The 24,423-nt window shown below is 39.5% G+C and carries 26 protein-coding genes; 1 reads left to right on the forward strand and 25 read right to left on the reverse strand.

Features of this window, described 5'->3' with window-relative positions; all coding sequences use genetic code 11:
• Positions 1 to 15 precede the first annotated feature (15 nt).
• The 11 genes from rnc to AC4D4B_RS10300 form a co-directional block, all read right to left on the reverse strand.
• Entirely contained in the window at positions 16 to 741 is a 726-nt protein-coding gene (gene rnc, locus AC4D4B_RS10250; protein WP_066100529.1) for a ribonuclease III, read from the reverse strand.
• A 168-nt stretch (positions 742 to 909) separates the two neighbouring features.
• Complete coding sequence (locus AC4D4B_RS10255) at positions 910 to 1,143, reverse strand: acyl carrier protein (protein ID WP_066100531.1); 234 nt, start codon at positions 1,141 to 1,143, stop codon at positions 910 to 912.
• 73 nt (positions 1,144 to 1,216) lie between these two features.
• Positions 1,217 to 1,963: a 3-oxoacyl-[acyl-carrier-protein] reductase gene (fabG, locus tag AC4D4B_RS10260; RefSeq protein ID WP_490999870.1), complete on the reverse strand. Its 747-nt coding sequence runs from the start codon at positions 1,961 to 1,963 to the stop codon at positions 1,217 to 1,219.
• Positions 1,956 to 2,915 (reverse strand): ACP S-malonyltransferase, encoded by a 960-nt coding sequence (fabD, locus tag AC4D4B_RS10265; protein ID WP_490999871.1) that lies wholly within the window; start codon positions 2,913 to 2,915, stop codon positions 1,956 to 1,958. The genes fabG and fabD overlap by 8 nt, the downstream gene beginning before the upstream one ends.
• Positions 2,916 to 2,967: 52 nt before the next feature.
• Positions 2,968 to 3,945: a phosphate acyltransferase PlsX gene (gene plsX, locus AC4D4B_RS10270; RefSeq protein WP_490995919.1), complete on the reverse strand. Its 978-nt coding sequence runs from the start codon at positions 3,943 to 3,945 to the stop codon at positions 2,968 to 2,970.
• Positions 3,942 to 4,526, reverse strand: a complete 585-nt coding sequence (gene fapR / locus AC4D4B_RS10275) for a transcription factor FapR (protein ID WP_066100552.1) — start codon at positions 4,524 to 4,526, stop codon at positions 3,942 to 3,944. Before fapR ends, plsX begins: the two co-directional genes overlap by 4 nt.
• Positions 4,527 to 4,627: 101 nt before the next feature.
• Positions 4,628 to 6,676: an ATP-dependent DNA helicase RecG gene (gene recG / locus AC4D4B_RS10280; RefSeq protein WP_490999872.1), complete on the reverse strand. Its 2,049-nt coding sequence runs from the start codon at positions 6,674 to 6,676 to the stop codon at positions 4,628 to 4,630.
• On the reverse strand, positions 6,676 to 7,023 hold the full coding sequence (locus AC4D4B_RS10285; RefSeq protein ID WP_490999873.1) for a hypothetical protein: 348 nt from the start codon (positions 7,021 to 7,023) through the stop codon (positions 6,676 to 6,678). Before AC4D4B_RS10285 ends, recG begins: the two co-directional genes overlap by 1 nt.
• A gap of 32 nt (positions 7,024 to 7,055) precedes the next feature.
• Positions 7,056 to 7,718, reverse strand: a complete 663-nt coding sequence (sdaAB, locus tag AC4D4B_RS10290) for an L-serine ammonia-lyase, iron-sulfur-dependent subunit beta (protein WP_490995922.1) — start codon at positions 7,716 to 7,718, stop codon at positions 7,056 to 7,058.
• Between the two features lie 95 nt (positions 7,719 to 7,813).
• On the reverse strand, positions 7,814 to 9,490 hold the full coding sequence (locus AC4D4B_RS10295) for a DAK2 domain-containing protein (protein WP_490995923.1): 1,677 nt from the start codon (positions 9,488 to 9,490) through the stop codon (positions 7,814 to 7,816).
• A gap of 18 nt (positions 9,491 to 9,508) precedes the next feature.
• Complete coding sequence (locus AC4D4B_RS10300; protein ID WP_490995924.1) at positions 9,509 to 9,871, reverse strand: Asp23/Gls24 family envelope stress response protein; 363 nt, start codon at positions 9,869 to 9,871, stop codon at positions 9,509 to 9,511.
• Positions 9,872 to 10,115: 244 nt separating this feature from the next.
• On the opposite strand from AC4D4B_RS10300, the gene rpmB reads away from it, so the two are divergent.
• Complete coding sequence (gene rpmB, locus AC4D4B_RS10305; RefSeq protein ID WP_066100570.1) at positions 10,116 to 10,304, forward strand: 50S ribosomal protein L28; 189 nt, start codon at positions 10,116 to 10,118, stop codon at positions 10,302 to 10,304.
• Between the two features lie 210 nt (positions 10,305 to 10,514).
• On the opposite strand, the gene spoVM is transcribed toward rpmB, so the two are convergent.
• The 14 genes from spoVM to gmk all read right to left on the reverse strand — a co-directional run bounded on the left by spoVM (position 10,515) and on the right by gmk (position 24,415).
• Positions 10,515 to 10,595: a stage V sporulation protein SpoVM gene (gene spoVM / locus AC4D4B_RS10310; protein ID WP_049671465.1), complete on the reverse strand. Its 81-nt coding sequence runs from the start codon at positions 10,593 to 10,595 to the stop codon at positions 10,515 to 10,517.
• Between the two features lie 74 nt (positions 10,596 to 10,669).
• Positions 10,670 to 11,314 (reverse strand): thiamine diphosphokinase, encoded by a 645-nt coding sequence (locus AC4D4B_RS10315; protein ID WP_490999874.1) that lies wholly within the window; start codon positions 11,312 to 11,314, stop codon positions 10,670 to 10,672.
• 228 nt (positions 11,315 to 11,542) lie between these two features.
• A complete protein-coding gene (gene rpe, locus AC4D4B_RS10320) occupies positions 11,543 to 12,190 on the reverse strand; it encodes a ribulose-phosphate 3-epimerase (protein ID WP_490995926.1) in 648 nt (215 codons plus the stop codon).
• A 2-nt stretch (positions 12,191 to 12,192) separates the two neighbouring features.
• Complete coding sequence (gene rsgA, locus AC4D4B_RS10325; RefSeq protein ID WP_490995927.1) at positions 12,193 to 13,074, reverse strand: ribosome small subunit-dependent GTPase A; 882 nt, start codon at positions 13,072 to 13,074, stop codon at positions 12,193 to 12,195.
• A gap of 18 nt (positions 13,075 to 13,092) precedes the next feature.
• Positions 13,093 to 15,126, reverse strand: coding sequence for a Stk1 family PASTA domain-containing Ser/Thr kinase (gene pknB, locus AC4D4B_RS10330; RefSeq protein WP_490995928.1), 2,034 nt, complete (start codon positions 15,124 to 15,126; stop codon positions 13,093 to 13,095).
• A gap of 5 nt (positions 15,127 to 15,131) precedes the next feature.
• Entirely contained in the window at positions 15,132 to 15,884 is a 753-nt protein-coding gene (locus AC4D4B_RS10335) for a Stp1/IreP family PP2C-type Ser/Thr phosphatase (protein ID WP_490995929.1), read from the reverse strand.
• A gap of 4 nt (positions 15,885 to 15,888) precedes the next feature.
• The gene (gene rlmN, locus AC4D4B_RS10340) at positions 15,889 to 16,974 is read right to left on the reverse strand and encodes a dual-specificity RNA methyltransferase RlmN (RefSeq protein ID WP_490551826.1); all 1,086 of its coding nucleotides are present in this window, start codon (positions 16,972 to 16,974) and stop codon (positions 15,889 to 15,891) included.
• A gap of 3 nt (positions 16,975 to 16,977) precedes the next feature.
• On the reverse strand, positions 16,978 to 18,324 hold the full coding sequence (gene rsmB, locus AC4D4B_RS10345; protein WP_490999875.1) for a 16S rRNA (cytosine(967)-C(5))-methyltransferase RsmB: 1,347 nt from the start codon (positions 18,322 to 18,324) through the stop codon (positions 16,978 to 16,980).
• Positions 18,325 to 18,327: 3 nt separating this feature from the next.
• Positions 18,328 to 19,269: a methionyl-tRNA formyltransferase gene (fmt, locus tag AC4D4B_RS10350; protein WP_490995931.1), complete on the reverse strand. Its 942-nt coding sequence runs from the start codon at positions 19,267 to 19,269 to the stop codon at positions 18,328 to 18,330.
• The gene (def, locus tag AC4D4B_RS10355) at positions 19,266 to 19,751 is read right to left on the reverse strand and encodes a peptide deformylase (protein WP_490995932.1); all 486 of its coding nucleotides are present in this window, start codon (positions 19,749 to 19,751) and stop codon (positions 19,266 to 19,268) included. The genes fmt and def overlap by 4 nt, the downstream gene beginning before the upstream one ends.
• 22 nt (positions 19,752 to 19,773) lie before the next feature.
• On the reverse strand, positions 19,774 to 22,188 hold the full coding sequence (gene priA, locus AC4D4B_RS10360) for a primosomal protein N' (protein WP_490999876.1): 2,415 nt from the start codon (positions 22,186 to 22,188) through the stop codon (positions 19,774 to 19,776).
• Complete coding sequence (coaBC, locus tag AC4D4B_RS10365; RefSeq protein ID WP_490999877.1) at positions 22,185 to 23,399, reverse strand: bifunctional phosphopantothenoylcysteine decarboxylase/phosphopantothenate--cysteine ligase CoaBC; 1,215 nt, start codon at positions 23,397 to 23,399, stop codon at positions 22,185 to 22,187. The genes priA and coaBC overlap by 4 nt, the downstream gene beginning before the upstream one ends.
• A gap of 178 nt (positions 23,400 to 23,577) precedes the next feature.
• A complete protein-coding gene (gene rpoZ, locus AC4D4B_RS10370; RefSeq protein ID WP_066100606.1) occupies positions 23,578 to 23,796 on the reverse strand; it encodes a DNA-directed RNA polymerase subunit omega in 219 nt (72 codons plus the stop codon).
• Position 23,797: 1 nt separating this feature from the next.
• Complete coding sequence (gene gmk, locus AC4D4B_RS10375; protein ID WP_490999878.1) at positions 23,798 to 24,415, reverse strand: guanylate kinase; 618 nt, start codon at positions 24,413 to 24,415, stop codon at positions 23,798 to 23,800.
• Positions 24,416 to 24,423: the final 8 nt, after the last annotated feature.

Consider the following 24,423-nt stretch of genomic DNA (forward strand, 5'->3'; position numbering starts at 1 on the left):
CTGCCTTTTAATCATTTATTTACTGCTTTTCTGCAAGTGCATCAGTGCTTGCTGCGCAGCATGTTGTTCTGCTTCTTTTTTCGATTTGCCCTTACCTGCGCCAAATTCCTTCCCATTCAAGGATACTCTGGCGATAAATTCTCTGTTGTGTGCAGGACCTTTTTCATTAAGAATTTTGTACTCCAATGTACCAATTCCGTCTTTCTGAACCAATTCCTGTAACTGGCTCTTAAAATCCATCACATGAGAAAAAGCACCGTTATCGATTTTTGGGTAGACTGATTTTTTAAGGAATTCAATTACGACATCTAACCCCTGGTCTAAGTATAATGCCCCGATAAAAGCCTCAAAGACATCTGCCAAAAGAGCTGGACGTTCCCTTCCTCCAGTCATTTCTTCCCCTTTTCCAAGTAATATTAAAGGACCAAAGGAATATTCAGTGGCGAACTTAACAAGAGAAGGCTCACACACGATCGCTGCTCTGAGCTTTGTCAATTCTCCTTCACTCATCGTATTGAATTTTTTGTATAAAAATTGTGATACAGTCAATTCCAATACCGCATCCCCCAAAAATTCCAATCGCTCATTATCTTCATATGGCTTGCGACGATGCTCATTCACATAGGATGAATGTGTAAATGCTTGTTTTAATAAATTGATGTTTTCAAACGAAACACCAAGCCGATCCTGAAATGCAATAAAATCTGCATCATTGTTTATCTTTCTTTTACTTTTCTGCATATTGACCCCCTGCTAATCTGACTAAAAAGTTTCTCACATTTTAGTATATATAAATCCAAAGAAATGGAAAAGGTGCAAATTGATAACGGTATTCTTTGATATATACAGGCTTTTATTATAATAGCATGAAAAGCCCCGTATTTATACGGAGCTTTTCATAGGAACTAATTAGTTTTGGCTTTTTATGTAGTTCACAGCATCGCCAACTGTTGAAATTTTTTCAGCATCATCATCTGAAATTTCCATACCGAATTCATCTTCAAGTTCCATAACCAATTCCACAACATCAAGGGAATCAGCACCAAGATCATCTTTAAAAGAAGCTTCAAGTGTTACTTCGGATTCATCTACACCAAGGCGATCTACGATAATTTTAGATACTTTTTCTAATACGTCTGACACAACTTCACCTCCCTTCAAGCGTTGCATCTAGTATATTGTACAAGGGTTAATCGACATATTCAATCATGAGTTATTACATAACCATTCCGCCATCGACATGAATCGTTTGGCCTGTAATATATCCGGAATCTTCCGCAGCCAGGAAAACAGCTGTTTTAGCCACATCTTCCGGCTTCCCAAATCGTCCCAGCGGTATTTGCTTAAGCATTTGCTCTCCCAAATCTTCATTTAATGCATTTGTCATATCAGTCTCAATAAATCCAGGGGCAATCGCATTTACGGTTATTCCGCGTGTTGCCAATTCTTTAGCCGATGTTTTGGTTAACCCTATGACTCCAGATTTAGCAGCTACATAATTGGCCTGACCGGCATTTCCGCTTACACCCACCACAGACGAAATATTAATAATCCGTCCCTGCCTTTGCTTCATCATTTGCCTGGATACAGCTTTTGTACAAAGGAAAACACCTTTTAAGTTTGTATTGATGACAGAATCCCAATCATCTTCTTTCATACGGACCAACAAATTGTCACGTGTGATACCAGCATTATTTATTAAAATATCAATCTTGCCGAATTTTTCTGTGACAATTTTCACCATATCAGTAACAGACTCCGCATTTGTCACATCACCTTGGATGGATATTGCTTCTCTGCCTATCTCCGTTATTTCTTTAACAACATTTTCAGCTTTTTCGCTGTTCCCGGCATAATTAACAGCAACTGAAGCCCCTTCTTTTGCCAGAGCAATAGCAATGGCACGACCGATCCCTCTAGATGCGCCCGTCACAAGCGCAATTTTCCCATCCAATTTACCCATTTGCTTTAACCTCCGCATCAAGTGAACTGACCACATTTTTACATGATTCAATATCTTTGACTGAGTATACTTTAACACCGCGGTTGATTTTCTTAACCAGGCCTGAAAGAACAGTCCCAGGACCAAATTCGATAAAGGTTGTCACACCTTCATGAATCATATACTCAACCGATTGCTGCCATTTCACTGGAGAATACAGCTGTTTGACCAGACTGTCTTTTATTTCTTCGCCAGTTCCAGCCATGGTTCCCGTATAGTTCGATATGATTGGATAATCAGGAGTCCTAATTTCTATTGTATTGAGTGTATCCGCAAGCTTACTCGCTGCGGGTTTCATCAACGAAGAGTGAAAAGGACCGCTGACTTCCAGGGGAAGCACTCTCTTTGCTCCTTTTTCCTTTGCAAGCTCTCCTGCCAATCTTACCCCATCCATTGTTCCAGAGATAATAATTTGGCCTGGGGAATTTAAGTTTGCTAATTGTACAGGATCACCTTGATTCGTTATCGTTTTCGTTACTTCTTCTAGACTTGACTCATCCATACCAAGAACAGCACTCATCGTGCCTATCCCAGATGGAACAGCCTGCTCCATATATAAGCCTCGATTTCGTACGAGTTTTACCGCATCCTCGTATTGAATGGACCCAGCTGCAGCATAAGCCGTATATTCACCTAGGCTGTGGCCTGCCATATAATCAGGTTTTAAATCGGACATTTCACGAAATACGCTAAGAAGCGCTAAACTTGTAATTAACAGACTCGGCTGAGCATTGTATGTACGTGTCAATTTCTCTTGCGGTCCTTCGAAAATAAGCATACTGAACTCTTCAGCCAAGCATTCATCTGCTTTTAAAAAGAGTTTTTTCACATTTTGATAATTGTCGTAAGCATCTTTTCCCATACCTACAGTTTGTGAGCCCTGACCCGGAAAAATAAAAGCAAATTTAGTCATCATATCCCCCTAACTATTCGTCCCCTTACATTTCGTTCCCTTTTTTCTTCGTTTATTTTATTGCCTCATGAATTGTTTCTGCAACATGATGTTCGACCATAATTTTCGCCTGACGAATGGCATTATAGAATGCATTGGCATCTGAGGAACCATGCGCTTTAATGACAGGTGCTTTTAATCCAAATAGACCTGCACCGCCGTATTCAGAGTAATCCAGCTTATTTTTCAGCTCTTTAAAACCTGGCTTTAAAACAGCTGCGGCCAGTTTGCTCTTTAAATCGACCATCATTGCTTCTTTTAACATTTTAAATAAAGCAGAAGCCGTACCTTCAGTTGTTTTTAAAACCATGTTTCCGGTAAACCCGTCGGTTACGACAACATCAGCTACTCCATTTAACAAATCCCGAGCTTCTACATTACCGATAAAATTAAAGTCCGCATCCTTCAATAAAGCAAATGCCTGCTTGGTAAGCTCATTCCCTTTTTTATCCTCGGTACCAATATTCAATAAACCTACACGCGGTTTTTCAATATTGCGGACCTTCTCAGCATAAACAGACCCCATCAAGCCATATTGGTATAGATGCTCTGGCTTCGCATCAGCATTGGCTCCCACATCCAACAGAACAAATCCCTTTCCATCAATTGTCGGTAATGTCGGGCTAAGTGCAGGTCGATCAATTCCATCAATTCTTCCAACCACAAAGAGACCTGCGGCCATTAGAGCTCCCGTATTTCCTGCTGAGATGCACGCATCGGCCTGTCCATCTTTAACATATTGAGCAGCAAGCACCATGGAAGCATTTTTCTTTCTTCGCACGGCTCTTACTGGTTCATCATCACCCGTTATAACCTCATTCGTATGGATAATGGTTATCCGTTCATCTGAAGTTAAATGCTTTCTAATTTCAGCTTCATCGCCAATAAGCATAATTTCTAGTTCCGGGAAAGATTTAATCGCTTTTTCTGCGCCTTTCACAGACTCTTTTGGTCCGTGGTCTCCACCCATAGCATCTAATGCAATTTTCATTCTTGTTCATCCTTTTTCTCTGTAGTCGTTCGGTACATGGAAAACTCCCCTTTAAATACAAGCTCCTTACCTACATAGCTATGCACAGTAATCAGGGATCTTCCTTTATCGTTATCCACTTCAATAACCTTTGCTTTGGCAATTACACGATCGCCTTCATACACAGATTTTGTGAAGTGGATGGCAGCTTTTGCTGTTAATGCCAGTTCCTCATTCGTTACCGCAACTGCCAGTGAATTGGCTTGTGCGAATAAATGATGCCCTCTGGCTATTTTATTTCTTTTAAATACATGTTCAGGTTTTATATCCAACAAGGAAATAGCACTGTTATCTAAATCAAGATCAATAATATCCCCGATTATTTCATCAACAGGTAAAGATTTAATCTCGTCTGTCATTCTTTTCTCAGCGACAGACTTTATTCGTTCTCTCAATTCCGGGATGGATAGCTCGAGGCGATCCAGGCGAATCGTTTGGATACTAACCTTTAATTGTTCAGCCAGTTCCTCATCGGTAATAAAAGGATTATCCTGTATCATATCCTTTAATATAGCTTGTCTATCCTTCTTGTTTCTTTTCAAAAACTTCACCTTCCGAAGTGTTATGACTAGGTACTAATAGTAGTATATAATTTAGAAAACCAGATTGCAAGAATTTTTCGGGTTATCACGCAACCTGTCAATCAATCTAATTTCTCTCCCTCAAGAACTCCAGAGCCAGCCAGATAATCTCTTAGGTATTTATACTTTTCGTCAGTCCAGAATTCTTTTCCTGAAATTAACTCTTCGGCATCCTTCCTGGCCGTTTCAAGCGCACGGTAGTCATGTACCATGTCTGCTATCTTAAATTCAGGTACGCCACTCTGCTTTCTGCCAAAAAAGTCCCCAGGTCCTCGTAATTCCAGATCCTTCTCACTCAATGCGAAACCATCAGTTGTATCGCACATTGCATTCAATCGTTCAATTCCAACCTCTGTTTTTGGATCTGCAATTAAGATACAATAGGATTGATCTGCGCCCCGACCTACACGTCCTCTTAATTGATGAAGCTGCGACAAACCAAATCTTTCAGCATCATAAATCACCATCACAGTAGCATTGGGTACATTCACACCAACTTCCACAACGGTCGTTGATACGAGCACTTGAATGTCATTATTTCCGAAACCGCGCATGATTTCATCCTTTTCATCTGAATGAAGCTTACCATGCATAAGCCCAACAGAATATTTCGGACTAAAATACTGCGTCATAGCGGTATGAACATCCAATACATTTTGCAAATCCAGCTTTTCTGATTCCTCAATCAGAGGACAAATCACATATGCCTGCCGTCCATTGTCCAATTCCTTGCTCATAAATGCTAGAATTCTGTCTAACATATTATGCTTGGCCCAATACGTTTCTATTTTTTTCCTTCCGGATGGCATTTGATCAATGATTGATACATCCATTTCACCAAATACCGTTATCGCAAGAGTTCTTGGAATAGGCGTAGCGGTCATGAATAATACATCGGGGCTCTCCCCTTTTTCCCTCAATACACGACGTTGCTCCACACCAAAACGATGTTGTTCATCTGTAATGACAAGGCCTAGGTTTGTGAAATTAACATCCTTTTGTATTAAAGCATGTGTTCCTATTAATATATCGATTTCACCTTGTTCAAGCATCTCCATCATTTCTCGCCGGCGTTTTCCCTTCACACTCGATGTAAGAAGAGCTACATTTACACCAAAGGGCTGCAGGAGTTCAAACAGGGAATTGGCATGCTGCTCCGCCAAAATTTCAGTCGGTACCATTAAAGCGCCCTGATAACCAGCAGTTACTACAGCGTAAAGAAGGATTGCTGCCACTACCGTTTTTCCAGAACCAACATCCCCCTGGAGCAGTCGATTCATTCGATAAGGAGACCGTAAATCCTGCGCAATTTCATTTACGACCTTTTTTTGTGCATCTGTCAGCTCAAATGGTAGAGAAGCAATAAACTTCTTCAATTTCGTATTATCGTACATATGAGATTGTCCGTTTGAATTTTCCCTTTTAACTTTCCTAAGGGCTTGCATTTTAATTTGAAACAATAAAAATTCCTCGTAGACAAATCTCCTGTGTGCATGCTTTACTTCAGCAGCGTTTTGAGGAAAATGCAAGTAACGTAAGGCAAGGCCTCTTTCCGGTAATTTATATTGGGTAAGATAGTGTTCAGGTAGAATTTCTACAAGATCCTCTCTATGGGCAAGATACGCATTTTTAATCCATTTACGCAGTGATTTGACAGAGATATCACCTTTTGTATGATAAACTGGTTCAAATTCCTGCTCCCTCGCCTCTGAACCGAGTTTATATTCAGATGCCGTCAGGGTTAAGCGGTTTTTATCCCATTTACCTGTTACCGTTATCGTTTCATTCAGTTTTAATTTGTTTTTCATATAGGGTTGATTGAAGAATGTAACCGTAATAATGTGGCGTCCCGTTAAAAGCTTAACATTTAAGCGGGATTTTTTTCGTCCGAAATAGGTTAAATTAGGGGCTGATTGAATAACACCCTCAATCGTTAGACGTTCATCATGGGCTGCTTCCACGATATCTTTAATTCGAAAATCTTCATAGCGATACGGAAAATATTCAAGCAAATCCGCAACTGTATAGATGCCAAGGTTATTAAGCTGCAGAGCGGATTCAGGTCCTATCCCCTTTACTGTATCTACTGATAAATCATTTAGTCTACTCATTATTTATCCTTTGATGTTCTAAGTATTTTTTCATTCAATTCTTTGCCCGTTAGTGTAGCAGCTAATCCACCTTGAGCTGTTTTACGCAATGCAACCGGTATCGTTTGCCCGATGTTATCCATTGCTTCAATTCTTTCTTCACATAGGATGTTAAACCCTGAATGAGAACGAATGCCATCCCATCCTCTTTCGATAGTTTGTTCCAAAACAGCCGGAATTTGATCCATCTGCTTGATAAGCGTTTCCTTTGATAGTACGATGCACTTCATTTCCTGCTGAATCATGTCAAATATCTTCTCACCTTTACTTTCAGCAAGTTCAACTAATTCGGCAACATTGCGAAACATACAGTAACCTCCTAATAAAGGGTAGTCTGCTTTTAATCTGAAACTTTTGTAACTTGTGTTACATGATTCAGCAATGAAATTTCCTCTACTATATCATCACCGATATTTTGATCGACCTCTATTGTCATTAGAGCCATTTTCCCTACATCTTTTCGCGATACTTCCATATGACCAATATTAATCTCATGCTTGGCCAGGATATTAGAAACACTTGCTATAGCTCCGAAACGATCGTCGTGTACAACTAAAATGGCCGGGTGATGGCCTGATAAGCGTAATTCAAACCCATTCAGTTCAAGTATTTCTATTTTTCCACCGCCAATAGAAATGCCGACTAATTCCATTTCTCCGGCATCATCACCCATTCTAATTCTGGCTGTATTTGGATGATCTGTTACAGCATCTTCTTCTACAAAGGTAATTTCTATGTTCTGCTCTTTTGCTATGTCAAGAGATTGAATAAGGCGTGTATCCGAAGTATCGTAATCTAATAACCCAGCCACAATGGCGACATCTGTTCCATGTCCCTTGTACGTTTTAGCAAATGAACCATAAAATGAAATAATGGCCCATTTAGGCTGTCTATTAAACAGGCTTCTCGCCACCCGTCCTATTCGTGCAGCCCCAGCCGTATGAGAACTGGAAGGGCCAACCATGATTGGGCCGATTATATCAAATCCACTTTTATATTTCATTTCTTACCCTCTCCCAGTAAAAATTAAAAAATCTTTACATACTGAAATAGAAGGGGTATCCCCCTTCTATTAATGTGATGATCTATATATGCTTTTTATTCAGCAGCAAAAATATAGGAGTACAATGGCTGTTTTCCGTTATGCACTTCAACTTCTACTTCTGGGTAGCTATCCGCGCAGTATTGAACTAGACGGTCAACTTCATCCTGTGAGCTCTCTTCACCATAAAGAATCGTTAAGATTTCAGCATCATCCAGAATGTTTTCAAGCACTTGTTTAGCCGCTTCCACTCTATCCTTATTTTTCACTTTAATCTTACCATCAATTAGGCCCATATAGTCGTTTTTCTCGATTTCAAGCCCTTCAATGTTTGTGTCACGTACCGCAAACGTAACTTGTCCTGTTACGACACTCTCTAGAGCGTCCTTCATTATACCTTCATTCTCGCTCGCTGATGCAGCAGGATTAAAGGATAGCAAGGCAGTTAACCCTTGAGGAATCGTCTTACTAGGAATTACGGTAACAGCCTTTTCCATTACATCGGAAGCCTGTTCAGCTGCCATAATAATATTTTTATTATTTGGAAGGATGTATACATGATCTGCATTAACAGATTCAATTGCTTTTACGATATCTTCAGTTGAAGGGTTCATAGTTTGTCCGCCTTCAATCACCACATCTGCACCGATGCTTCTGAACAAATCAGCAATCCCTTCACCCATAGCAATCGCCACTACACCAAAATCTTTCTTCTCCATTTTTACAGGTGCAGCTTCTCGTAAGTCATTCGCAGTTTCGTTTAAGATCGTTGAATGCTGTTCACGCATATTCTCAATTTTGATTTTAATCAAGCTGCCGTATTGTTGAGCGTAATTTAAACAGTTCCCTGGATTTTCTGCATGCACATGGACTTTTACGATATCCTCATCTGCAATGACAAGCAGGGAATCACCGTATTGGCTTAAGTCATTTCTGAACTGCTCTTCATTGAAAGGATTCTCAGCAATCTTTTCAGGTTCAAAACGGACCATGAACTCTGTGCAATATCCAAATTCGATATCTTCTGTTTTCATATGTCCCTGAACATTGATATGATGCTCTGCCTTTACAAGCTCATCCATTTTAGGCATGGATTCAGGTGTTTCAGCAAGCTTTTCACCTTTCAATTCAGCCAGAAATCCTTCATAAACGAAAACTAATCCCTGACCGCCACTATCTACTACGCCTACTTCTTTAAGCACTGGCAATAAATCAGGAGTACGTTTTAATGAAGCTTTAGCCTCTTTCAAAATAGCTTCCATTATTGCAATGATATTTGTTTCCGTTTCAGAAGCCGCAAGGCCTGCTTTGGAAGCTTCTCTTGCAACCGTCAGGATTGTTCCTTCAACAGGTTTCATAACCGCTTTGTAGGCAGTTTCTACACCAGCTTCAAATGCCAAGGCAAATTCCTTACCATCAATGGTTGCTTTTGGTTCAATGTTTTTTGCAAATCCCCTGAATAATTGGGATAAAATAACGCCTGAGTTTCCACGCGCTCCCATCAACAATCCTTTAGCTAAAGAAGAACCAACCTTACCAATATGGTCCTGTACATTATTTTTCACTTCTTTAGCACCTGATGTCATGGAAAGATTCATATTTGTTCCTGTATCCCCATCAGGCACAGGAAATACGTTTAATGAATCAACTAATTTAGCGTTGGCAGACAGCCTGTTCGCACCCTGTATGACCATTTCGGCGAATCTTTTGCCGTCAATAGATGTTATAGCCACTCAAATTTCCTCCTTAAATTACGGATTCGTAACACGAACCCCTTGAACATAGATATTAACGGATTCTACCGAAAGTCCAACAGTTTGGCTTAATGTATATTTAACCTTAGATTGAACATTATGAGCTATTTCGGATATTTTTGTTCCGTAGCTTACAATGATATACATATCGATATGTAATTCATCTTCAACCTGTCTGACTACGACTCCTTTGGAAAAGTTCTCTTTACGCAGTATTTCACTTATTCCGTCTTTAATCTGATGTTTTGAAGCCATACCGACGATCCCGTAACAATCTACGGCTGCTCCACCAGCAATGATTGCTAATACATCATTAGAAATATCTATTTGTCCGTATTTTGTACTCATTTCAATGGACATGTTTGTTCCCCCTTTATAGTAACCATAGCTAGAATCCATTTTACTATAATCACTTTTGAATGGAAAGCCTTTATCCTTTTCCAATTAATCAAAGATAAAATAGTATGTCAAGGTTTTTTTCTTGAAAGACCCTTTCAATTGTATTGCATTATAGCGATAGGTATGTTAAATTATTAAAGTATCTTTTGAAGAGACCGACTAAAAAAGAAATGATTAATATAGGCAGTAAGGAGGGAATTGGGCTATGTCACGCAAATGTGTTATTACCGGCAGAAAAACAACTTCCGGAAACCATCGTTCTCATGCCATGAACGCTAACAAACGTACATGGAAAGCTAACGTTCAAAAAGTTCGTATTCTTGTTAACGGAAAACCGAAAAGAGTATACGTTTCTACAAGAGCGTTAAAATCTGGTAAAGTTGAACGCGTATAATAAACGAAAACAAGCATCCTTTTAAAGGATGCTTGTTTATTTTTCCCATTATAAACCCTGTTTAGTCTTGTGTTCTTGAATATTTTTATAAAAATAAAACCACTTGAGGAAAAATTTTATATTTTCCAGGACTAAGCGTAAGGCATGAAATTTTTATAAAGATTTAAATTAAACATAAGAAAAACACCCTTTTACAGGGTGCATATTTAATTATCCTTTCTTAAAAGCTCCCAACATCGCCTTGACGATTCCTCCTAAAAAGCGGGGCAATTTAATTGTATAAAATTTCATTGTGTCCCTCCTTAGCTCTGCCCGGTTCTCATTATTCATTTTTCATTTATATAGTAAAAATTCCAACACATAAATTAATCTGTGCTTCTTATCACCAATAATATGCCTTTCAAAAACGAAAAAGTACCAGTTTTAAAATTTAATTCATTGCTAACAGATATTGTCCGGCCACGATAAAGAGTGACATTTGATAATGGATATTTAAAGTTTACAAGGGTTATCCCCTCTATTTCTTCGGTTATTGGTATAAACGATATGTATTTAAACTTAGTCTCATCCAACACATAGGAACCGGGTTTAAAAAGTGTGATTTCATTGTTACGATCCACTATTCTTGTAGGAATCCCTGCTTTCATATGCTTATCCTCTGCCAGCATCATAATATTCGCCAATGTATGGTCCATTCTGCCGCCCGTAGCCCCATAAATCGTGATTCTATCCGGTGCTTGCTTATAAGCCCATTCAAGAGCTAATTCCAGGTCTGTAGCATCTTTTTCAGGAGGATACTCATAAAAATGTTCACTATGCTTCCGTACACGTTTGAGCTCATCCTTAGAGATTGAATCAAAATCACCAAACACACTATGCAGATGAATACCCGCCTCTAAAATTTGTAGCGAGCCCCGATCAACACCAACCCAAATCATCTCTTTGCTATTTAACTTCCTTAAATCTGGAATATATATGTCAGGTCCGCCGGCGACGATATTTATTTCCATAACGTCAGCTCCTTTACTTATTTTCACAAAAAAAGGGTTATCCTCTTTTAGTGAATGGACAACCCTTTACTTTTTTATTATATGATTCTTTACTAATTCAGATACCAGATCTGAATACCCTTGAGATCCAAAATCTGCTCACTACTTTTATACTTACACTGACCTGGCTAATAGGCTTAGAATCATTTGTAGGCCATAAATAAACGGCTTTACTAACCAATAAGAAAATCATTCACCACGGATGGCTGCAATTGCTTTCTTTCTATCTTCCTTATTATATATAGCCGATCCGGCCACTAGAACTGTTGCACCTTTTTCAATGCATAACTTGGCAGTTTCCTCATTAACACCGCCATCAATCTCTATTTCTATAGATAAGCCTTTTTCTTTGATCATTTTATCTACTTGCTCTATTTTATCAAGAACACTTGGAATAAAGGCTTGTCCACCAAAACCAGGATTGACTGACATGAGGAGGACCATATCAAGATCATCCAAAATATATTCCAATACGGCAGGTGACGTCGCTGGATTTAATACTACTCCTGCCTTTACCCCATAGGATTTGATTAATTGAATCGTACGATGCAAGTGTGTACATGCTTCCGCATGAACTGTTATATAGTCAGCACCGGCCTTTGCAAAGGCTTCAATATATTGGTCGGGATTTTCAATCATGAGATGAACATCAAGCGTTAATTTGGTGATAGGACGTATAGAGTCAACAATAAGCGGACCAATCGTGATATTAGGAACAAAATGACCATCCATTACATCGATATGAATCCAATCTGCTCCCCCTCTTTCTACATCCCGTATTTCCTCTCCCAATTTCGAAAAATCAGCTGATAATATGGATGGAGCAATTTTAACCATCGTTAATACCTCGGCTTTCTCTCTTTTATTTCCTCCAGAAACTGCAAATAATGCTCGTATCTATATTTCTGGATTTCCCCAGCTTCAACACTATGCTTTACAGCACATTTTGGTTCTTTTACATGCAGGCAGCCTCTAAATTTGCATTCTGAGCCTTTCTCCCTAATTTCAGGGAAACAGCCCGGCAGCTCCTCCGCTTCTATTTCTGTAAATTCTAGCGAACTGAAACCCGGTGTGTCAGCTAATAAGCCATCACCAAGGTCAATAAGCTCCACATGTCTCGTTGTATGCTTACCCCTGCCCAAATGGGAGGAAATGATATTAGTTTTTAAATTAAGAGTAGGATCAAGCACATTTAACAAGGATGACTTTCCTACTCCGGATTGTCCTGCAAATACTGAGATTTTCCCCCGCAAGAAAGGCATTAACTCTGAAACTCCCGCTTCTTCCAGGGAAGACGTTAATATAACATCATAGCCAATTGCCCTGTATTGATCGGCATAATCATGAATCCTTTTTTCATCCTTAGCTTCCAGCAAATCCATTTTACTGATACAAATAATTGGAGCAATATTCTTGGATTCAACCAAAACGAGAAATCGATCCAATAAACTTGTACTGAAATCTGGTTCTGCAGCGGAAAATACGAGAATCGCTTGATCCACATTCGAAATAGGAGGACGTACCAATTCATTTTTGCGTTCTTTAATTTCCATTATATATCCATCTGTTGGATTTTCCGCTTGATAAATAACTCTATCTCCAACAAGCGGAGTAACCTTTTGTTTTCTGAAAACACCTCGGCCTCTGCATTGAATGATTTGATCTTCATCCGCTACATAATAAAAGCCGCTCAGTGCCTTAATAATTTTTCCTTCAGGCATATATTCCCTCCTTTAAAATTAACTGTCCGAATAACTAATAACGCCCTCATCATAAACACTGTTATCCTTTATAATCTTATACCCTGCTTTTCCATCATGCGGGATAGTAAATTGCAACGTTTTTTTGACAGTTGAAGTCATTTCAAACGTTTCAACAGGTTCTGTCATATTGTTATTTAAGTCCTCAATTAGAATGGTCACTGTTTGTGGCACACCGGCTAATTCTTCATCATACGTTATGGTAACCTCTTTACTCATAACCTTAGGAGGAATTTCTTCTTCTCCTTTTGAAACTGTTACTTTGACTTCCGACCCAATCTCAACAGCAGTCCCGGCAGCCGGTTCCTGGGAAATTACTTGTCCCTCTTTAATTTTCGAACTGTACTCCTCTTTTGCGATTGTTATCTTTAACCCGGTATCAGCCTCATAATCATCCAGTGCTCTCTGGTTGTAATCCGTTAAATCTTTCAGGGTAATTTTAGCTGGTCCGCTGCTCAACGTTAATTTCAAAATTGTTTCCGAAGGGATGACCTCGTCCCCTTGTCTAGGATCCTGTTCAAGTACAGTCCCTACTTCTGAATCGTCATTTACTCGCTCTATCTCAATATCTTTGAATCCGAAACCCTCAATGAGTGATTTAATATCTTCATAATTGCGGTCCTCATAATCGAGAACTTCTACCTGTTCTTTGCCACTGCTGAAAAATACATTAATAACTGAACCTTCCTTAACGGTATCACCTGCTTCAGGATCAGTGTTTATGACATTTCCTGCGGCAATTTCCTCATCAGGCTTTTCAACCGTCTCACCGATTTCAAAACCTTGTTCAATTAGAGTCGACAGGGCGTTTTCCAATTGTTCATCCCTTACATCAGGTACTTTAACATCCTTTGCTGCGAGCATTCCCGGCAAAAATAAGACAGCCAGAACAGCAAGCAAAATTAGACTGGCTAAAATAATCCCAATTATTTTAGGCCATTTTTTCTTTTTCTTCGGCTGTTGCTTTTGCTTTGTTTTATCTTTCTTTTGCTTCTGTTTTTGCTTTTTGTTTTTTAAAAATCCTTTTTTACCACTTGATTGTTCCGCGGGTTCCATCATCACGGTATCTTCATCCGGAGTGAGGATTTTCGTTTCATCGTGATCTTCATACAATTCATCGTTTGTAATAATCGGAATCGCTTTTGTCACATCATCATCACTTGGTATGGTAAATTTACTTTCATTTAATCTTTCTGGATTTAAAGCCGTCTCTATATCTTGTTCCATTTCATCTACACTTGAATATCGGTGAAATGTATCCTTTGCGGTTGCCTTCAGAATGATATTTTCCACACTTTGAGGTATGGCCGGATTCCATCTTCTTGGAGACGGCGTCTCTGATTGAAGGTGCTTCAGGGCTATAGAAACAGCAGACTCTCCTGAAAAAGGCAGTCGACCTGTAAGTAATTCAAACATCACGATCCCCAAAGAATAGATATCGGACTTTTTATTTGCCATACCGCCTCTTGCTTGTTCAGGAGACAAATAATGAACCGACCCAAGAACAGAGTTCGTTTGAGTTATGGACGTTGCACTGAGAGCCATCGCAATCCCAAAGTCAGTAATTTTCACATTGCCGTCATGATCAATTAATACATTATGCGGCTTAATGTCTCTATGTACAATATGGTTCTGATGGGCATGTGTGACCGCTGATGTAATTTGTTTCATGATATCCAATGCTTTTTCAACTGGAATTGGCGAATAGGCCTGAATATATTGCTTTAAGGTCATACCATCGACAAATTCCATCACAATATAATAGATATCGCCTTCTTCTCCAACATCATAAATACTTACAATGTTTGGGTGAGTCAGACTTGTGGCGGATTGTGCTTCCCGATGAAAGCGCCTGATAAATTCCTCATCATTGGAAAAGTCCATACGAAGAATTTTTAATGCTACATCCCGATCAAGAATCATATCTCTTGCCAGATAAACATTAGCCATGCCGCCTCCGCCAATCATACGGAGGATTTTATATCTATCGCTAATTCGTTTGCCGGTCAACATATAACTCACCCTCTTTCACTTTCAAAGCTGTGCAGAAGGATTACTAGAGTTATATTATCTTCTCCTCCGTTTTCATTAGCTTTTTGAATAAATGTATCTGCAATATGGTCTAAAGAATCATTGCCTGTAATAATGGTTTCTATTTCGGTTTCAGATAGTTTATCAGAGAGGCCGTCTGAACATAATAACAGACGGTCCCCTTCCTCAAAACTGATTGTTTTAATATCAACATCCACACTATTTTCTGTTCCAAGAGCGCGAAGAATGACATTTTTTCTAGGATGATGTGCGGCGTCTTCTTTAGATATTTGACCGGAACGGACAAGCTCATTAACCAGGGAATGGTCTTCTGTTACTTGTTTAAATCCGCTATCATTCAGCAGATAACATCTCGAATCTCCAACATTCACAATGGTGGCTGTTTTGTCTGTACAAATTACGCCAACTATTGTTGTCCCCATTCCTTCACATTCCTCGTGTGACATGGAGTGCTCAAAAATTTCATGGTTAACCCGTTTAATCTGCTCCTCCAAAAACAATTCGATTGAACTTGGCGAATCAGACTGCAACTCGGTTTCCCATGCTTCTTTTAGTTTGGAAACAGCCATTTCACTTGCTACATCACCAGCTTTGTGACCACCCATTCCGTCGGCAATGACAGCAAAAACCATTTGAGGATTTTCCTTGTAAAATATACCACCCTGATCCTCATTATGGATTCTCACCTTGCCCCGGTCTGTCCTAAAAACTGCCTTCATCCCTTCACCTCGTCTCTTCTTTCCTCTCTTTTGCTCTTAGTTGTCCGCAAGCCGCATCAATATCATGCCCTTGCTCTCTTCTCGTAGTGACATTTATGCCTTGATCCTTCAATGTTTTTTCAAACAGATCGATTTGCTCTCTTGGTGTCCGGACATAATCCCGTTCTGGAACATAGTTAACCGGTATTAAATTCACATGGCATTTTATATCTTTGATAAGTGCGGCAAGTTCGAGCGCATGCTCTACCTGGTCATTTTCACCACCAAAGAGACCATATTCAAATGTAATCCTTCTGCCCGTTTTTTCAACATAGTACTTAACAGCTTCCATTAACTGCGGAAGCTTGTATGCTCTGTTAATAGGCATAAGCTTACTGCGAAGTTCAGTGTTTGGTGCATGCAGGGAAATCGCAAAATTAATTTGCAATTTCTCATCTGCAAATTTATATATTTTAGGAATGATTCCACTAGTTGAAACCGTTATATGACGTGCTCCGATATTTAACCCTTTATCATGGTTAATGATCCGTAAGAATCCCATCATATTATCATAGTTATCAAATGGTTCTCCGATACCCATGATGACTACGGAGCTAACACGCTCATTAGTTTCATCAAGGGCCTGCTGCACTTTTACAACCTGCGCAACAATTTCGCCTGCTTCAAGATTTCGCTTTAACCCGCCCAGAGTGGATGCACAGAATGTACAGCCTATTCTGCAGCCAACCTGTGTGGTTACACAGACTGAGTTTCCATAATCATGGCGCATTAATACGGTCTCGATTGAATAACCATCCTTCAATTCAAATAAGAATTTAATCGTGCCGTCTTTTGATGTTTGCTTGATTAGTGTATTTAAAGTGGTTAATGTAAATGATTCTTCCAATTTTGTACGTAAATTTTTAGAAAGGTTCGTCATATCTTCATAAGTAGAAACCCTTTTTTCATATAACCATTCAAAAATTTGTGTTGCCCGGAATGCTTTTTCTCCGTTTTCTTCAAGCCATTCTTTCAGTTGATCTAATTGTAAGGAATATATAGATGGGAGTTGCTCCTGTTTCTTTACTTCCTTAGCTGTTGTTTGTTCCATTCCTTATGCCTTCTTTCGAATAGAAGCAATAAAAAATCCGTCGCTTCCAAAATATTGAGGTAGTACTTGCAAACTATTATCCATTATATATGGTCTTACCGGTTCCGGCATTCTATCCTTTAGGGTAAGATCCTTTTCAAACTCAGGATGCGCCTGTACAAACGCATCAATCACATCATTATTTTCATCATTGCCAACAGTACAAGTACTGTAAACTATTGTACCGCCTTTTTTTACCAATTGGGACACTTGATGTAAAATATCAAATTGAATTTTCGCAAGCGCGCTCAAATCGTTCTCGCTTTTTGTATACTTAGCATCCGGTTTACGCTTTAACACTCCCAGTCCTGAACAAGGAGCATCGACAAGGACTTTATCAAACATCTCTGTTTCAAAAAATTCTTGCGTTTTTCTTGCGTCCATTTGTTTGGTTACAATATTCGATAAACCAAGGCGTTTTGCCTGCATATCAATTAATTTAGTTTTATGTGCATGAAGGTCAAGTGCGTAAATTTGTCCGGTATCATTCATCTTTTCTGCCATATGCATGGTTTTCCCGCCTGGAGCTGCACAGCTATCAAGAATCGTATCATTTTCTTTCGGTGCTAATGCATAAGCTACAAGCATAGAGCTCTCATCCTGTATGCTAAAAAGTCCTTCTTTAAAGCTAGCTGACAAAGCCATATTACCTTTGAGGCAGCGAATTCCTTCTTCTATTAAAAGACTTGGTTCAACCATGTATCCTTCGCTTTTCAGCTTTTCCATCAATTCTTCCCTGCTGATTTTCGTCAGGTTTACTCTTCCGGTTTGAACAGGAGCATGCAAGTTCTCCTCACACATTTCCTTGGTTTTATCCACTCCAAATTCCTCTGCCCACTTTCTTACAAGCCATAATGGATGGCTTGTTGCGACTGAGATCTTTTCCAGGGGATCTTTTATGTCATCCAAAGACGGAACTCCTTCACGCTGGATAGACCTCAGTACACCATTAACCAATGAGGCAATTCCGCGATGACCGCGTTTTTTCGCAATTTCCACTGCTTCATGAATCGCAGCCCGATCAGGAACCCGATCAAGATATAGCATTTGAAAAACAGTCATTTCAATGAGCAATAACACCCATGATTGAAGCTTTTTAGGGTTTTTAATAAACGGCCTTACATAGTATTCCAATGTCATTTTCCGTTGTATTGTTCCATACGTCAGCTCGGTCAACAATCCTACATCCTGCGGGGAAAGTTCATTTTCTTTTATGGCATGGTTTAATGATAGATTACTGTATGCCTGGCTTTTTTCGACAGACACCAGAATATCAAGCGCTACTTCTCTTACATTCTTTTTTTGTGGCATTCTTTATTCTCCCAATTTCATTCCTGTTGATATGATTGCAGTACCTCGGAGCATTTGTTCAGCGGTCATTCTCTTTTTACCAGCCAGTTGTAAATCAGTAATTTTAATTGCTGTATCATTACCTGTTTTCACAACAAATCCATCTTTTTCAATATCAAGTATTTCACCGGCACTTCCTTGCTTGGCGGTCTTCACTTTTTCGCCCCACCAAACCTTTAAAACTGTTCCATTTAACAAAGTATAGGCTACCGGCCATGGATGTAAACCGCGGATATGGTTATAAATTGCTTCTCCGCCTTGTGTCCAATCGATTAATTCCTGTTCTCTTTTAATATTGAAAGCAAAGGTAGCATCTTCCTCATTTTGTTTAATTGGAGTGATTTCTCCATTCAATAATTTTGGAATGGTCTCAGAAACCAGTTGTGCACCAGCTTTACTCAATTTATCATGTAAACTGCCTGTATGGTCAGTTTCCTCAATTGGAACTTCTACTTTTGCCAGCATGTCACCTGCATCCAGCTTTTCTACCATGTACATAATGGTTACACCCGTCTTTGCTTTCCCCTGCATGATTGCATAGTGAATAGGTGCACCACCTCTTAATTCAGGCAGCAAGGAAGCATGTACGTTTATACATCCATACTTTGGAGCCTCTAATAAACGATTCGGCAGGATTTGTCCAAATGCCGCGGTAACAATTAAGTCTGGATTTAAAGCAAGTACCTTGTCAACTTCTGAATCCACACGAATTTTTTCTGGTTGGAGAACTGGAATACCATGTTTCTCGGCTGTCACCTTTACAGGAGGTGGTGTCAAAATGCGTTTCCGGCCAACTGGACGGTCAGGCTGGGTTACGACACCAACGATTTCATATCCATCATTTATTAAACGTTCTAATACACCGACAGAAAAATCAGGTGTTCCCATAAATATTATTCTAGTCATTCTACTTCATACCCTTCTAACTCTTCTTCACTTATATAACGCACAACTTTTGAAGTAAATAAGATTCCTTCCAAATGATCCATTTCATGTTGAATCGCTCTGGCCAGGTAATCCTCAGCTTCTAAAATATACGTTCGTCCCTGACGATCCTGTGCCTGTATTTTAACATATGCAGGTCGTTCAACCTCTCCATACAGATTCGGAAAACTTAAACAGCCCTCTACATCACGATCCTTACCCTTCGTGGAAAGAATTGTCGGATTGATTAATTCAAATGTTCCTGACTCATCATCTACATCAACAATCGCTACTCTTATATTTTGGCCGATCTGCGGCGCAGCCAATCCCACGCCATCCGCGTCTATCATTGTGTCGTACATATCATCAAGTAACTTCGCTAATTTACGATCAAAAACTTCAACCTTTTTACAGGGAGTTTCAAGAATTTTATCCGGATGCTTTACTATAGGTAATACTGCCACTTATTCTTTTCCGCCTTTCTATTTACATCATAATGAACGGATTGACATCAATCGATAATTGTAACCCTGTTTGGGTGGCATTACGTCCATATGTTTCATTCAATTTTTTTAAAATTGTACTTAGATTTGGTTCCCGCTTGTATTTTATCAAACATTGGTACCTATATCTATTGTTGATTCTAGACATTGGAGAAGCAGATGGTCCAAATACAACCGTTTCCGGCCCTACCTGCCGCTTAATAAATGCCGTTATTTTCTCGGCTGCTTCCACCGTTTTCATCACATCTTCATGAGAGATTGTTAAAAGAGCGATATAATAATAGGGAGGATAGTCATTTTGTTTCCGTAAAAACATCTCTCTCATAAAGAAACCGTCATAATCCTGCTCTGATGCCAGTTGAATGCTGTAATGTTCAGGAGTATAGGTCTGGATTACCACTTCGCCTGGCAATTCGTGTCTTCCGGCACGCCCACTGACCTGCGTTAATAGCTGAAAGGTACGTTCTGATGAGCGGAAGTCAGGTAAGTGCAGCATCGTGTCTGCAGTAAGGACCCCTACCAAGGTCACTCTTGGAAAGTCGAGACCTTTGGCAATCATCTGCGTACCAAGAAGAATATCTGCTTGTCCATCTTCGAATTTTTTCAGCAATGCTTCATGTGCGCCTTTACGTCTGGTTGTATCCACATCCATTCGAATGACTCTGGCATGCGGCAGCAATTTCCCCAGCTCTTCCTCAACCTTTTGAGTTCCTGTACCAAAAAAACGGATATGGTCACTGCCACAGTCAGGACAAACCTCCGGAACCCGTTCTTCAAGTCCGCAATAATGGCACTTCATAAGCGCTTGGACACGATGATACGTCATTGATATATCACAATTTGGACATGTAACTACTAGTCCACAGTTGCGGCACATCACAAAGGATGAATGTCCTCTTTTATTTAACAAGAGAACAGTCTGTTCCCCTTTATCTACACGATCCTTCAGTTTTTCAAATAATAGACCGGAGAACATCGAGCGGTTTCCCCCTCTCATTTCATCCCTCATATCAACGACTGAAACAGCTGGTAAAGCCTGATCGTTCACTCTGCTATTTAACGTTAACAACGTATATACACCTTTTTTTGCTCTTGCAAAACTCTCGAGAGACGGTGTAGCACTGCCAAGTACAATCGGACAATTATGATAGGCCGCCCGTTTAAGCGCTACATCACGCGCATGATAACGCGGTGTTTCTTCCTGTTTATAACTACCCTCATGCTCCTCATCAATAATAATCAGACCCAAGTTAGTGAACGGGGCAAAAACTGCGGAACGGGCACCAACTACAACCTTAACCTCTCCGCGTTGAATTTTGCGCCATTCATCATATTTTTCACCATGAGACAGGCCGCTATGTAATACGGCTACCAAATCTCCAAACCGTCGCTTAAATCTAGTTACCATCATGGGTGTTAAAGAAATTTCAGGCACCAAAACAATGGCTTCCTTCCCTTTATCTACGATTTGCTTGATGGATTGTAAATAGATCTCCGTTTTTCCGCTTCCTGTCACACCATATAATAGGAAATTTTCATTTCGATTTTCCTTTATAGCTAACTTAATCGGATTGATAGCTGCCTGTTGGTTCTCTGTTAACTTCAGGCATTGATCCTTTGTAAATTGGCCTTCGGCGTATGGATTACGATATTCCTCTTTCTCAGTTATCTGAACGATACCCTTTGACACAAGAGGTTTGATAGCAGAGGAACTGTTAATATTCGTTTCTTCCAGCACTTTTGCCAGCAATTGCTCCCCTGGATGTTCTACCAGATAGGATACTAGTTTTTTCTGATTGCTGGCATTGGCATTTAAGTGTTCTAATTGTTCAAGCAACTCGTTCCTGGTTAGCATTGATTCTATATATTTTAGCTTTTTTATTTTTGTTTTATCAGATACCTGAACGGTAATTTCAAGATTTCCATTGTCAATTTCAGTCTTTATACAGGACAAAAGCTCGTCATTTTGAATCTTAATCCAGCTGACGGCTTCCGCTTTACTGAACAAATACTGAATCTGTTTTGGGAGATCATTTGTCTGCTTACCTGGAGCAATCCGAATTTGTTTTTCATACTTTGCTTTCAATGCTGCCGGAAGCATTGCCTGGAATGCTGATATTTTAAAACACATCGTCTCATCCGCGAGCCAATGTCCAACATCCAATAATTCGTTATTTAACGCTGGTTCAATATCCAATAGACTGCTGATTGATTTTAAACCCTTTACTTCTGTATGCTCCTTTAGCCTTACGACGAAGCCAAGTAATTTCCTCGGGCCAAACGGAACCGTCACACGCATTCCTTCTCGAATAATACCGGCCCATTTTTCCGGAATTTTATAATCAAATGGACGGTCCGTTTGCTGGGCCGGTACATCTACAATTACTTCCGCTATCATAAAGAGTGATCCTCATTTACTTGAAATGATTCTATTTCTTTCAATATTTCTTTGGCAACATCACCTTTACTTAATAAAGGAAGTTCTCTGAAACTGCCATCTTTTTTATATAGGGTAACAATGTTGGTATCCGTTCCAAACCCGGCACCTTCATGGGTAACATTATTAGCGACAATCATATCAGCATTTTTCTTAACCAGCTTTTTCTTTGCATACTCATCCAAATTATTCGTTTCAGCTGCAAAACCAATCAAGATTTGGTTCGTTTTTCTCTTACCAACCTCTCGGAGAATATCCTTTGTACGAGTCAGTTCAAGCGTACTGTCGCCTGCTTGTTTCTTCACCTTTTGATTCTCATAAACAGCTGGTTTATAATCAGCTACAGCTGCTGTACCAATAATAATATGCTGGTCATCCATTACTTCCATTACCGCTTCATACATTTCGGAAGCACTTTCTACTTTAATTACTTTGACACCTGCAGGAGCATTCAATGCAACCGGACCTGACACCAATGTAACCTCAGCTCCCATGTTTCTTGCCGCCTCCGCTAAAGCATATCCCATTTTACCGCTTGAAAAATTAGATATATAACGAACCGGGTCGATCCGTTCACGGGTTGGACCTGCTGTGATCAGGACTTTTCTGCCACTTAATGATTTCTTTTCTTCAGCAAAAAAATCTTCTAAATTAGCAACAATTGTTTCGGGTTCCTCCAGCCTTCCCTTACCAACATACCCACAGGCTAAATAGCCTTCTGAAGGCTCCATAAATAAATAGCCATCTTCTCGAAGCTGCGCCATATTTCGCTGCACAGCTTTATGGTGATACATATGGACATTCATGGCCGGAGCAATCATAACAGGTGCCGTTGCTGCCAGCAAGGTAGTTGAAATCATATCATCAGCAATTCCATTTGCCAATTTCCCTATAATATTGGCTGTAGCAGGTGCAACCAGAATAACATCTGCCCAGTCAGCAAGCTCAATATGAGCGATTTTACCAGGGATTTTCTCGTCGAATGTATCTATATAAACATCGTTTCTGGATAAAGCCTGAAAAGTTAACGGCATCACAAATTTAGTTGCTGATTCACTCATTAAAACCTTTACTTGCGCACCAGCCTGAACAAGTTTACTTGTTAATGCGGCCGATTTGTATACAGCAATACCTCCTGTTACACAAACAAGTATCTTCTTATTATCAAGCATCTAATCACTCCATAACTGGTATTCTTGAGAATTCCTATATATACATCTTTTATATCATATATTATCTATTAAATTTGCACTAATATGTTTTACTATAATTCGAAAACATATCATTAGCCAGCAAAAAAAAACAACCTTATTACCAATCGTAAGGTTGTTTTTTCGAAAGCATTGCCTATTAAAAGTCTTGACGACCTTCAGTTACCACTCGATACGTTAAGTCACCAGAATGGATTTCCTCAAGCGCTTTTCCAACATATTTATGAGATACCGGCTTAGCAATTTTTGTGCTTTCTCCAGATTCCTGCATATAACGTGCACGTTTAGCTGCAACGGATACCAAAGAATATTTAGAATCAATTTTTGTTAATAGTGAGTCAATAGATGGGTACAACATATTATTTATCATCCTCCAATAATTTTTTGTATCTTTTTTCTACTCGTTCACGACGTAGATGTTCAGCCACCACGATTGCATTGATGCGCTCGCATGCATGTTCTACACGATCATTTTCTACTACATAATCGTAAAGATTCATCATTTCGATTTCTTCACGAGCGGCTTTCATTCTGTTACGGATTAACTCATCTGTTTCAGTACCTCTTGTTACAATCCGATTTTCAAGTTCTTTAAGGCTTGGCGGAGCAAGGAAAATAAATAAACCGTCAGGAAACTTCTCACGAACCTGACGCGCTCCTTGTACTTCTATTTCTAGAAATACATCCTTGCCTTCATTTAAGGTTTTGCGAACGTAATCAATTGGTGTGCCATAATAATTTCCCACATATTCGGCATGCTCCAAAAGTTCATCATTGGCGATCATATCTTCAAATTGTTCCTTCGATTTAAAGAAATAATCCACCCCATCAACTTCTCCCTCACGAGGTTTTCTGGAAGTTGCTGAAATTGAATATTGAAAATCAACATCAGGCTGAGAAAAAATTGCTTTTCTGACTGTACCTTTCCCCACTCCAGATGGACCTGATAAAACTATTAATAACCCTTTTTCCTCCAAAACAATCA

The organism is Pradoshia sp. Z6_59 (genome assembly GCF_058267515.1).

What these genes read in the sequence shown, in the direction of transcription:
- rnc (WP_066100529.1), bottom strand. Translation starts at nt 741, where the DNA reads ATGCAGAAAAGTAAAAGAAAGATAAACAATGATGCAGATTTTATTGCA.
- fabG (WP_490999870.1), bottom strand. Translation starts at nt 1,963, where the DNA reads ATGGGTAAATTGGATGGGAAAATTGCGCTTGTGACGGGCGCATCTAGA.
- fabD (WP_490999871.1), bottom strand. Translation starts at nt 2,915, where the DNA reads ATGACTAAATTTGCTTTTATTTTTCCGGGTCAGGGCTCACAAACTGTA.
- plsX (WP_490995919.1), bottom strand. Translation starts at nt 3,945, where the DNA reads ATGAAAATTGCATTAGATGCTATGGGTGGAGACCACGGACCAAAAGAG.
- recG (WP_490999872.1), bottom strand. Translation starts at nt 6,676, where the DNA reads ATGAGTAGACTAAATGATTTATCAGTAGATACAGTAAAGGGGATAGGA.
- AC4D4B_RS10285 (WP_490999873.1), bottom strand. Translation starts at nt 7,023, where the DNA reads ATGTTTCGCAATGTTGCCGAATTAGTTGAACTTGCTGAAAGTAAAGGT.
- sdaAB (WP_490995922.1), bottom strand. Translation starts at nt 7,718, where the DNA reads ATGAAATATAAAAGTGGATTTGATATAATCGGCCCAATCATGGTTGGC.
- AC4D4B_RS10300 (WP_490995924.1), bottom strand. Translation starts at nt 9,871, where the DNA reads ATGTCCATTGAAATGAGTACAAAATACGGACAAATAGATATTTCTAAT.
- rpmB (WP_066100570.1), top strand. Translation starts at nt 10,116, where the DNA reads ATGTCACGCAAATGTGTTATTACCGGCAGAAAAACAACTTCCGGAAAC.
- spoVM (WP_049671465.1), bottom strand. Translation starts at nt 10,595, where the DNA reads ATGAAATTTTATACAATTAAATTGCCCCGCTTTTTAGGAGGAATCGTC.
- AC4D4B_RS10315 (WP_490999874.1), bottom strand. Translation starts at nt 11,314, where the DNA reads ATGGAAATAAATATCGTCGCCGGCGGACCTGACATATATATTCCAGAT.
- rpe (WP_490995926.1), bottom strand. Translation starts at nt 12,190, where the DNA reads ATGGTTAAAATTGCTCCATCCATATTATCAGCTGATTTTTCGAAATTG.
- rsgA (WP_490995927.1), bottom strand. Translation starts at nt 13,074, where the DNA reads ATGCCTGAAGGAAAAATTATTAAGGCACTGAGCGGCTTTTATTATGTA.
- pknB (WP_490995928.1), bottom strand. Translation starts at nt 15,126, where the DNA reads ATGTTGACCGGCAAACGAATTAGCGATAGATATAAAATCCTCCGTATG.
- AC4D4B_RS10335 (WP_490995929.1), bottom strand. Translation starts at nt 15,884, where the DNA reads ATGAAGGCAGTTTTTAGGACAGACCGGGGCAAGGTGAGAATCCATAAT.
- rlmN (WP_490551826.1), bottom strand. Translation starts at nt 16,974, where the DNA reads ATGGAACAAACAACAGCTAAGGAAGTAAAGAAACAGGAGCAACTCCCA.
- rsmB (WP_490999875.1), bottom strand. Translation starts at nt 18,324, where the DNA reads ATGCCACAAAAAAAGAATGTAAGAGAAGTAGCGCTTGATATTCTGGTG.
- fmt (WP_490995931.1), bottom strand. Translation starts at nt 19,269, where the DNA reads ATGACTAGAATAATATTTATGGGAACACCTGATTTTTCTGTCGGTGTA.
- priA (WP_490999876.1), bottom strand. Translation starts at nt 22,188, where the DNA reads ATGATAGCGGAAGTAATTGTAGATGTACCGGCCCAGCAAACGGACCGT.
- coaBC (WP_490999877.1), bottom strand. Translation starts at nt 23,399, where the DNA reads ATGCTTGATAATAAGAAGATACTTGTTTGTGTAACAGGAGGTATTGCT.
- rpoZ (WP_066100606.1), bottom strand. Translation starts at nt 23,796, where the DNA reads ATGTTGTACCCATCTATTGACTCACTATTAACAAAAATTGATTCTAAA.